The organism is Bacillus sp. ISL-7 (assembly GCF_018613065.1).
The window spans coordinates 1-9,703 of sequence record NZ_JAGGQW010000042.1 but is presented as its reverse complement, the minus strand read 5'-3'; the positions used below and the strand labels follow the sequence as shown (position 1 = coordinate 9,703).

Here is a 9,703-nt window from a genome sequence, read left to right as displayed (position 1 = left end):
ATAAAAACGGTAGTTTTTCAGTGCCCTCCGCTTAAGCGTCGAGGAGGCTCCCCGGACCGCCCGCGGAAAGCGAAGCGCCTGGAGCGGAAATCAACAGGCTAGTATAAAGAGATTACCCAAAAAATAAAACACCAATTGTGGGTCAATTGGTGTTTGTTTGAAATGATTTATCTTGGCGGGTAAGTAGATAAAGGCGGAGCGCTGCCGTAAGGATATTCATACTCAATTTCCTCAGAAAATTGGACGTAATCGACGGCTACCATTGGGATAAGGTAACGGGCCCCGGATTGTGGGTCACTTAAGACAACATGGTCTCTTCCTGCCGCTTCAATAATCCCTTTAAATTCCTTAGCATTCCATTGATTGTTACCTTCGAACGTGGCAAAGACCGTTACCAATTTCCCTTTATTTAAGCGTAAAATATTTTCGATGTACGACTGCTCAATTGGCAGCATGCCTGGTGTTTGCCCTTGCGGTGCAGATGGTGCTCCTGCTCCTGCCCCGGCGGGTGGAAATTGTGGGAATCCTTGTGCACCAGGTGCGGGATAAAAGCTTTGCCCGCCCCCCGGCATCCCTTGAGCTCCCTGTTGTTGCCCTGCAGCTCCAGTAAAAGGCTGATATCCCTGTGGATTGTAGTATTGATTCATCTTTTTCCCTCCTAAAAAGTGAATAAAACAAGTGGCCCAACATCCTATTAATACTCCCTTAATCCCAAATATGTGCTAAAGGGGGAAAATAAACTTTTTTCCCTTTGAGATTAGTGGCGTTCTTTCTTAGACTCGCTGTTTAAATAGTATGAGCACACAGGGCGGAATATGACTAGCTAATAAGGGGGAAACAGCAAAAAAGTCCCCAGCCGAAGCTGAAGACTTAAAAATTACACATGTAAGAAATTTGCCACTCGTTCTTCTTCAAGCAGGTTACCAACAAAGAATGAGCCGAATTCTCCGTATCGAGCACTTACTTCATCAAAACGCATTTCATAGACAAGCTTTTTAAATTGAAGGACATCCTCCGCAAACAAAGTAACGCCCCATTCATAATCATCAAAACCAACGGAACCCGTGATGATTTGCTTTACTTTACCAGCGTATGTACGACCAATCATTCCGTGGCTGCGCATTAAACTTCTGCGCTCTTCCATCGGCAGCATGTACCAGTTATCGTTGCCCTCGCGTTTCTTATCCATTGGATAGAAGCAGACATATTTGGACTTAGGCAGCGTCGGGTACAGACGGGCTAAAATTTGCGGGTTTTGATATGGATCCTCACCAGCAGGTAAATAGTTACTTAACTCGACCACTGAAACATAAGAATGTGCAGGCATCGTGAATTCAGCCAATCTTGTTTTATTGAATTCGGTTTCAATTTGGTTTAGTTCTTCCATTGTTGGACGCATAATCATCATCATAAAATCTGCCTTTTGACCAACAATTGTATATAAAGCATGGCTGCCTTCTTTACGTTCCTGTGTAGCATTCCACTTCTCAACGAGACTTAAAAACTCGTGGATCGCTGCCTGGCGCTCATCACTAGGGAGCATTTTCCAAGTTGTCCAATCAACGGTACGGAAATCATGGAGGCAATACCAGCCATCAAGCGTTACTGCTGCTTCACTCATTATAATCACTCCTAAATAATCATTCTTCTTATTTACATTCATTACTATATCATAGTTTGACCCAGTGGCGCGCGAATAAACCTTTCTAAATAGGCAAATGGATATTTTTGTGGGAAAAAGTAAATTCTAAAACCTAGAGTGTAATTTTTTGAAAAGATAAACTTTTAGCTGGTGTGAGTGATATCCTTGAAATTTAAAAAAGGTAAAGTATGCTAATTAGGTAGGTTTATTAAGGGAGGATTTTTAGTCGTGAGTGATTTATTTGAAGGATTAAAGCAAAAAGTTTCTGGACGTGATTTGAGAATCGTTTTTCCAGAAGGATTAGACGAACGGATTGTCAGAGCCGCAGGTCGTTTGGGTTCAGAAAAATTAATGACACCGATCTTAGTTGGCAACATCGAACAGGTTCAGGCCAAAGCGGCAGAGGTTGGCGTATCGCTCGACGATGCGGAAATTTATGACCCTGCGAGCTATGCAGGCATGGACGAGTTGGTGGCAGCGTTTGTTGACCGCCGTAAAGGGAAAGTAACCGAAGAGGATGCCCGGAAAATTTTGCTTGATGAAAACTATTTCGGCACCATGCTTGTTTATTTAAATAAAGCACACGGCCTTGTTAGCGGTGCGGCCCACTCCACAGCAGATACGGTGCGCCCTGCGTTACAGATTATCAAGACAAAAGAAGGCGTCAAGAAAACGTCAGGTGTGTTCATCATGGTTCGTGAGGATGAAAAGTATGTGTTCGCCGATTGTGCAATTAATATTGCACCAGACAGCAATGATTTAGCTGAAATTGCGATTGAAAGCGCGAAGACTGCTCATATGTTTGATATGGAACCGCGTATTGCCATGCTCAGTTTTTCGACGAAGGGTTCAGCAAAATCACCGGAAACGGAACGAGTGGCAGCGGCAGTAGAAGAAGCCAAGCGTCGTGACCCATCACTTGTCTTGGACGGAGAATTTCAGTTTGATGCAGCGTTTGTGCCATCTGTTGCAAAAAGTAAGGCGCCGAATTCACCGCTGCAAGGGGATGCGAATGTGTTCATTTTCCCTAGCCTTGAAGCAGGAAATATCGGCTATAAAATTGCACAGCGCCTAGGCGGCTTTGAAGCAGTCGGACCGATTTTACAGGGCTTAAATGCACCAGTAAACGATCTATCACGCGGTTGTAATGAAGAAGACGTCTACAAACTGGCGTTAATTACAGCGGCGCAAGGATTATAAGAGGTTTGAGAAGGGCTGGTCCACGGGTAGTGGGCTGGCTTTTTTAGTGACCGAACCCGGTCCAATCTGTTTTATTTTGCTTCTTTTTGTTAAAATAAGTCTATCAAATCAGTAAGGAGTTACTCATATGGAAGGGTTACTGCGTCAACCGCAATGGCGAATCATCGATCAATCAGCTGTTGGCATTCATTTTCAAGCATTACAATCGTTTGGAACGGATGATACCCTGTGTGCATCGGTCGGATCGGGGCAGGCACCAGCAACCGCTCGGACATGGGTCCACCACAATACCATCGTCCTCGGCATCCAGGATACCAAATTACCATTTTTACAAGCAGGCATTCAATTTCTACAGGAGCAAGGCTATCAATCAATTGTTAGAAATTCCGGCGGCCTCGCTGTCGTCCTTGATGAAGGCGTCCTTAACGTTTCGTTAATTTTTCCAGAGGCGGAAAAAGGGATTGATATTAATCGCGGCTATGAGACGATGTGGCAGCTCATTCAAAACATGTTTGATGACTTCCCGCATCAGATTGAGGCCGGGGAAATTATCGGCTCTTATTGCCCAGGAAGTTACGACCTGAGTATCGATGGGAAAAAGTTTGCCGGTATCTCCCAGCGCCGCCTTAAAAAAGGGGTTGCCGTTCAGATCTATCTTTGTGTGAATGGGAGCGGTAAAAAGCGGGCCGAGCTGGTCAGGCAATTTTACAAACTAGCAAAGCAAGAGGAAGAAACAAAATTTGCTTATCCGGAAATTGTCCCTTCTGTCATGGCATCACTTGCGGAATTGCTCGGGACCGATTTGACTATCGGCGATGTAATGCTCCGTCTATTAAACCAGTTAAAGGAAAATAGTGAATTTTTATATGCTGGGCCATTGAATGACTATGAGCTGGCGTTATTTCCCGGTTATTATCAAAGGGTCATTGATCGTAATGAAAAAATCGCCGCCATGTAAAAAGCCGCAATCCCACCAAAGTGGAATTGCGGCTTTTTTTCAAAGAGATGTTGCGCTTTTGCTCTTCTCCCAATGCTCTATTTATTCTGCTACTTTTTCTAAGTTCCCGTTACGGTCCATTTTGAATTTAGTCGCTGGTCTTTCTTCTTCTTCAAATAAAACAAGCTTGCGGGCGCGGTTCATAATCTTCATTAAGGTCTCGTAATCTTCCTGGATTGTTTCGGTATTCTGCTCAAGCCCCGCGATTTTGGCTGCCATTTCTTCATTGTGACGCCTGACCTCAGCCAACTCTCTTTTCAATCTTTCATTCTCACTTTTTAATGCTTCATTTTGCAGATTGGCATGATGAAAGTTTTGCAAATAAGTAATGACGGAATCAAGCGAAAGCCCTGTGGTATTTGCCTGCCGGTACGTTTGGACGGATGGTTGAACGGGTGCCTGTGCTTGAACTGGCGCTTGTGTTTGGACGGAAGCAGCCGGTTTTACATAAGTTTCTTCTGCCATTTCTGCCGTCATATCTGGCAGTTCAAACGAAGTTTCGAGCGGCATTTCAACTTCCATTGGCATCGTTTCAAACTCCGGTGTTCCCGTGAGCGGCGGACTATACAGCAGCTTCTTCTTGCCGCCCTGATCTTTTCCTAAAACTCTTTGTCTTTGTTTCCGTTGCTTTTTAGCTAGCTGTAGTGCTTTTTCATAGCGGTGACGGACGACAGCGTTCCATCTGAACCCACACGCGGCAGAAGTACGATTCAGTTTATCGCCCACTTCTTCAAAAGCGTTCAGCTGGGTACTTCCTTCTCTTACATGCCTAAGGACAGTCTCGGCTAAAAGCAAATCATTCTCATCTGTCCATGCATCTTGACGAACTTTCATATTTTCAACTCCCTATTATAGTTTTTTTGATGAACCCGCCAATGAATCTTGACGAGTTTTTAAAAGTTCTAGTCTTAGGATGGACAAGTTTATGAGCCTTTATACCAAAATGGTTGCAAGGATAGTAGATTTTTTTCACGAGTTTAGTAAAGATTGCAACTTGCAATCGAAAACAAGAAAATGTAAAATACCATAGGAGTTAATCGGTTGTTTTAAGTAATCCATACTGGATAAAATATAGATAGAGAGTGCCAAAAGAAAGGGTTGTAACAAATGTCCAATGAATTTCGCGTTTGTGATGATTGTCAGGCCGTGAATTTGAAGACATTAATCCCTCGGTTAAAAGAACTGGATCCGGATGCTGAAGTGAAAATTGGCTGCCAATCCTATTGCGGACCAGGCCGGAAAAAGACCTTTGCCTTCGTTAATAACCGTCCGGTTGCCGCATTAACGGAAGAGGAATTAATGGAAAAAGTGAATAAAAAGATAAAATAGTCACCTTTGTCAAATAAACTTAGGTGATTTTTTTTCTCATCAATGTCGAAAAATCCTGTAGAATTTTGCTGAAAACTGGGTGGTTTTTGGGATATAATAGGAAATATATAAGCGAAGGGCTCTGGAAGCCCAACGCGCCAGGAACTAGTATACGAGGAAGAGGGAAGTCTATGGCATATTCGGCGGAAAAGCTAAGTGAAGAAAAAGTATTTAAAGACCCCGTCCACCGCTACGTCCATGTACGTGACCTGGCCATCTGGGATTTAATTGGCACAAAAGAGTTTCAGCGCTTGCGGCGCATCAAACAGCTCGGAACCACATTTTTAACCTTTCACGGCGCAGAACACAGCCGCTTCAACCATTCACTAGGTGTCTATGAAATTGTCCGCCGCATCATTGATGATGTGTTTGCGGGAAGGCCGGAATGGAACGATGACGAACGCCTGTTGACCCTATGCGCGGCCCTGCTCCATGACCTCGGCCACGGACCGTTTTCTCATTCCTTTGAAAAAGTGTTTGATTTCGATCATGAGGAGTTCACCCGAAAGATTATTTTAGGAGATACCGAAGTGAATAAGGTACTGTTGAAGGTTGGTAAAGATTTTCCTGAAAAAGTAGCCGAAGTGATCGCGAAAACTTCAGAGAAAAAGCTAGTGGTCAGCCTTATTTCCAGTCAAATTGATGCCGACCGGATGGATTATTTGCAGCGAGATGCCTATTTTACGGGTGTCAGTTATGGTCAGTTTGATATGGAACGGATCCTGCGGGTGATGAGGCCGCGCGAGGATCAAGTGGTGATCAAAAAAAGCGGGATGCATGCTGTGGAAGATTATATAATGAGCCGCTACCAGATGTATTGGCAGGTCTATTTTCATCCGGTGTCGCGCAGTGCGGAGGTTATTTTGACAAAAATTCTCCACCGCGCCAAGCAATTATTTGAAGAGAACTATTCTTTTAAATATGAACCGATCCACTTTACTTCGATCTTCAATGAAAAAGTAACCTTAGAAGACTATCTAAAATTAGATGAATCCGTGATTTTATATTATTTTCAAATTTGGCAGGAGGAAACTGACCCGATTATTAGTGACCTCTGCCGGCGGTTTGTGAATCGCAATCTATTTAAGTATGCCGAATTTGATCCTGCAAAGGAATACAAAAAGCTCGCCGAATTAGGTTCCTTATTCAAAAAGGCAGGGATTGATCCTGAATACTATTTGGTTGTCGATTCCTCGTCGGATTTGCCGTATGATTTCTACCGTCCTGGAGAGGAAGAGGAACGGCTGCCGATTCATTTGTTGATGCAAAATGGGGAATTGAAGGAGCTTTCTAGAGAGTCAGAGATCGTTGATGCAATCTCGGGGAAAAGAAGAACGGACCACAAGCTCTATTACCCGGCTGATTTCCTAGAGGATGACTCGTCCAAAAAGAATGTCAAAAAGCAAATCCGTGCCCTTTTAGAGCTATAGAACGATTGGTGCCTGACACCCAATATTGATCTGTTGAGATGGAGTAGGAGATGACGAACGTTGTTAAATGATCACGCGAAGCTGATGCAGGCGGTTATGGTTTCCGGTGAAATTATCGGACGAAAAAAGCTGCAAAAGATGATATATATTGCGAAAAAGGTGGCATTCCCTTTTCATGAGCGGTTCCAGTTTCATTTTTATGGCCCCTACTCAGAGGAATTGACGTTACGGGTCGAAGAGCTATGTAATATGGGATTTATCAATGAGGTGAAGGAGAAAAAGGGCGGTTATTTTCAGTATCGCTACTCTTTGACAGAGCCGGGGAAAGAGTTTTTAAGTGTGAATGAGGTTGAGATGCCGTTTTTGCAGGATTGCCTGGTGGATATGAATGAGCAGAATGCTAGATTCTTGGAGTTGGTTTCCACGGTTTTATATTTTGATAATCTTCCAAAAGAAGAGGTCATGAACAAGGTGTTTACATTAAAGGCAAGCCAGCGCTATACGGAAGCGGAAATCGAAGAGGCCTATCAATATATCGAATCCTTAAAAGGTAAAATCCAATAAGTTATGTCGAACACCATTTGGACTGCTGCAGAGTCTGGGTGGTGTTTTTTTGAGTCTATTTGAGCCCGTCTGAAAGACATTTCTCCTGTTCCCTTGTGGAATTTTGTCTATCGGAGCCCGTCTGAAAGACATTTCTCTCGTTTCCATGTGAGGTTTTGTCCATCGTGGCTCGTCCGAAAGACATTTCTCCTGTTCCCTTGTGGAATTTTGTCTATCGGTATCCGTACAATCGCACCCAATTTTCAGTTAAATCAATACTCTTTTAGTTGTGGATTTGTTATGATTTGTATAAAGAGGGAAAAAATGATATTTTGGGGGGCTTTGCGCTATGACAGGGACAATTGCAGTCATTATGGTATTTGGGATTCCGATCACTGCTATCATCACCGGCCATTTTCAGAAGCAGTCGAAAATAAAAGCCAATATGCTGAAGGATGAGCTCGAACTCGAAAAACTCAAACATATAAATTATCTCGCTGAAACCGAAAAAATGAAGCTAGAGCTAGAGAAAATGAAGATTGGAAGTCCAAAAGACGAGATGAAGTTTTTGTAACATCAAAAAGTGCACAAAAAAGGTGTCAGGCACCATGTGAATTTTTCACATGGTGCCTGACACCACTATCTTTATTGGTCGCTTTTTCTGACGCCAGCAATTCCGAGATTGCTTTTGCTCATTTCATCGATCATTACGTGGATTGCTTCTTTGGGTGCTCCTGTTGTTTCGCTGACTGCTTCGGTTACTCTTGAAACAAGTTCACGTTTCTGTTCATCGGTACGTCCTTCAAGCATTTTTACGGTAACATATGGCATGTTTTTTCCCTCCTATATAACGCTTTCGCTTTTCTATTTTAGTTTTCCATAATTCGACGAAAAGTGCAATAATAGATGACGCTTTTGATTTTCTTTTTATAAACGGTTTCATGTATACTAAAAGGAATATAGTATAGATAGAAAAACGGAGTTTGTGCACCATACAAAGTGTGCCATCCGGTAGAGCTGGAAGGAGATACGCGTTGGAAAATTTTCTTGCCTATCCACTTAGCATGATTCCCTATTTGGCAATAACCCTGATGATTGCCTTTACGTTTCACGAATTTGCTCACGCGTTTGTTGCCTATAAATTTGGGGACATGACGGCAAAAAACCAAGGACGCTTGACGCTGAATCCACTCAAGCACCTCGATCCGATTGGAACCATCTTAATTTTTATCGCCGGCTTTGGCTGGGCCCGACCGGTTCCGGTTAATCGCTTTTTCTTTAAAAAGCCCCGTCTCGCAGGAATTCTCGTTTCGGTTGCAGGGCCGCTCAGCAATCTTATTTTAGCTTCGTTAGGCTTCATTGTTGCGTTTGGATTAAACCGATCGGGGGTCATCGTACCAGATAGTTTCTATGATTTTCTGCAAATATTTATCAGGCTTAATATTGTTCTATTTATTTTTAACCTGTTACCCTTTCCACCGCTCGATGGGTACCGGATTGTTGAGGATTTAGCCCCCACCCATGTGCGGGCAAAAATGACCCAGTATGAACAGTACGGTGCGTTGATCTTCTTAATTCTAGTTTTCACACCCCTTGATAAATTTACGATTGAGCCTATTTTTGGGGTGGTCATCCCTTGGGTGTGGGATGGGTTAAGTAATTTCTTTAGTATGTTGTTTTTTTAGGAGGCTTGCGTTTTAATGGATGAAAAAAAGAAGAAACTTGGTTTTAATATTATAAAAAGTGACCCGACGGATGGTCACAAAGGCTACGGAAAAGGTGCATTGAGCCTTGATAATGTGTCGCCGGTCATCATTGATGTCGATGCAGGCGAGGCTGAGATTGATGTCGGTGCAATGCATGCCCGCAGCGTCGTGGAAAAGGGAATTAAATTTTTGAAAACGCAAGAAGAGGTTCCGAACGGGAAACCGTATTGGCTTGTGTGGGTAACGATTGACCGCAAGCAAGAAGGTCCGTACTACGCCGGTGTGACGGCCTGCTTTATGACCGTTGACCGGGAGATTCGGCGCGGCTACAAATCCTTGCCTGAGCACGTGAACCGCATGGATAAGTCTTTGAAACGCCATATCATTGTGGACGACATGGATGCGAATTCGAAAAAGGTGTTAGCCGATTTCTTGCGCAATCATAATGAGGTCTTGTGGAACAACTCAACGGATGAGCTAAAACGTGGTTTATTGGCCGAATAAAAAGAAAAGCGCAAGCACCCGTTGAGCTGCGTATGGAATGGAGCCCTTTGACTGAGATAAAGGAAACACGGAGAGTGTTAGCGCATTCGTGCTTGACTTATCGTAGGGACAAGGGGCGAAGTACACTAGCCGCTGGGCACTGGAGCTAGACAGTTATCTAGGTTCAAACTTTTATACTTTCTTATTTTGAAATAAATGCTTGTAGTTTTTTTAAAAGTTATAGTATTATAAGCAGTGTAAAAACGCTTTAAAACTAGGACAAGAAAAGCTCCGGAAATTTTTCCGGAGCTTCAGATTGTAGACAAAAGGCATT

The 9,703-nt window shown here is 43.3% G+C and carries 12 protein-coding genes; 8 read left to right on the top strand and 4 right to left on the bottom strand.

Annotation, left to right across the window (positions count from 1 at the left end; all coding sequences use genetic code 11):
• Positions 1-167: 167 nt before the first annotated feature.
• The gene (gene gerQ / locus J7E66_RS17310) at positions 168-647 is read right to left on the bottom strand and encodes a spore coat protein GerQ (RefSeq protein WP_251032976.1); all 480 of its coding nucleotides are present in this window, start codon (positions 645-647) and stop codon (positions 168-170) included.
• Positions 648-877: 230 nt separating this feature from the next.
• Positions 878-1,621 carry a hydrogen peroxide-dependent heme synthase gene (hemQ, locus tag J7E66_RS17305; RefSeq protein WP_215002101.1) on the bottom strand — a complete coding sequence of 248 codons (744 nt, stop codon included), beginning with the start codon at positions 1,619-1,621 and terminating at the stop codon, positions 878-880.
• 249 nt (positions 1,622-1,870) lie between these two features.
• Between hemQ and pta the strand changes: the two genes are divergently transcribed.
• Both pta and lipL read left to right on the top strand, forming a co-directional pair.
• On the top strand, positions 1,871-2,842 hold the full coding sequence (pta, locus tag J7E66_RS17300) for a phosphate acetyltransferase (RefSeq protein WP_215002099.1): 972 nt from the start codon (positions 1,871-1,873) through the stop codon (positions 2,840-2,842).
• 127 nt (positions 2,843-2,969) lie between these two features.
• Positions 2,970-3,800, top strand: a complete 831-nt coding sequence (gene lipL / locus J7E66_RS17295) for an octanoyl-[GcvH]:protein N-octanoyltransferase (RefSeq protein ID WP_215002098.1) — start codon at positions 2,970-2,972, stop codon at positions 3,798-3,800.
• Between the two features lie 81 nt (positions 3,801-3,881).
• Here the strand turns inward: lipL and J7E66_RS17290 are convergent, their stop codons facing one another.
• Positions 3,882-4,673 carry an RsfA family transcriptional regulator gene (locus J7E66_RS17290; protein ID WP_215002095.1) on the bottom strand — a complete coding sequence of 264 codons (792 nt, stop codon included), beginning with the start codon at positions 4,671-4,673 and terminating at the stop codon, positions 3,882-3,884.
• A gap of 273 nt (positions 4,674-4,946) precedes the next feature.
• On the opposite strand from J7E66_RS17290, the gene J7E66_RS17285 reads away from it, so the two are divergent.
• The 4 genes from J7E66_RS17285 (at position 4,947) to J7E66_RS17270 (ending at position 7,754) form a co-directional block, all read left to right on the top strand.
• A complete protein-coding gene (locus J7E66_RS17285; protein WP_066248771.1) occupies positions 4,947-5,168 on the top strand; it encodes a YuzB family protein in 222 nt (73 codons plus the stop codon).
• 170 nt (positions 5,169-5,338) lie between these two features.
• Positions 5,339-6,637 carry an HD domain-containing protein gene (locus J7E66_RS17280; protein WP_215002093.1) on the top strand — a complete coding sequence of 433 codons (1,299 nt, stop codon included), beginning with the start codon at positions 5,339-5,341 and terminating at the stop codon, positions 6,635-6,637.
• A 60-nt stretch (positions 6,638-6,697) separates the two neighbouring features.
• Positions 6,698-7,201 carry a YwgA family protein gene (locus J7E66_RS17275; protein WP_215002091.1) on the top strand — a complete coding sequence of 168 codons (504 nt, stop codon included), beginning with the start codon at positions 6,698-6,700 and terminating at the stop codon, positions 7,199-7,201.
• A gap of 328 nt (positions 7,202-7,529) precedes the next feature.
• Entirely contained in the window at positions 7,530-7,754 is a 225-nt protein-coding gene (locus tag J7E66_RS17270) for a hypothetical protein (RefSeq protein ID WP_215002089.1), read from the top strand.
• Positions 7,755-7,825: 71 nt separating this feature from the next.
• Here J7E66_RS17270 and J7E66_RS17265 read toward each other — a convergent pair whose 3' ends face one another.
• Entirely contained in the window at positions 7,826-8,011 is a 186-nt protein-coding gene (locus tag J7E66_RS17265; RefSeq protein WP_088084780.1) for a 2-hydroxymuconate tautomerase, read from the bottom strand.
• 203 nt (positions 8,012-8,214) lie between these two features.
• Between J7E66_RS17265 and J7E66_RS17260 the strand changes: the two genes are divergently transcribed.
• Positions 8,215-8,865 carry a site-2 protease family protein gene (locus J7E66_RS17260; protein WP_215002087.1) on the top strand — a complete coding sequence of 217 codons (651 nt, stop codon included), beginning with the start codon at positions 8,215-8,217 and terminating at the stop codon, positions 8,863-8,865.
• Between the two features lie 15 nt (positions 8,866-8,880).
• A complete protein-coding gene (locus J7E66_RS17255; protein ID WP_215002085.1) occupies positions 8,881-9,390 on the top strand; it encodes a YwhD family protein in 510 nt (169 codons plus the stop codon).
• Positions 9,391-9,703 lie beyond the last annotated feature (313 nt).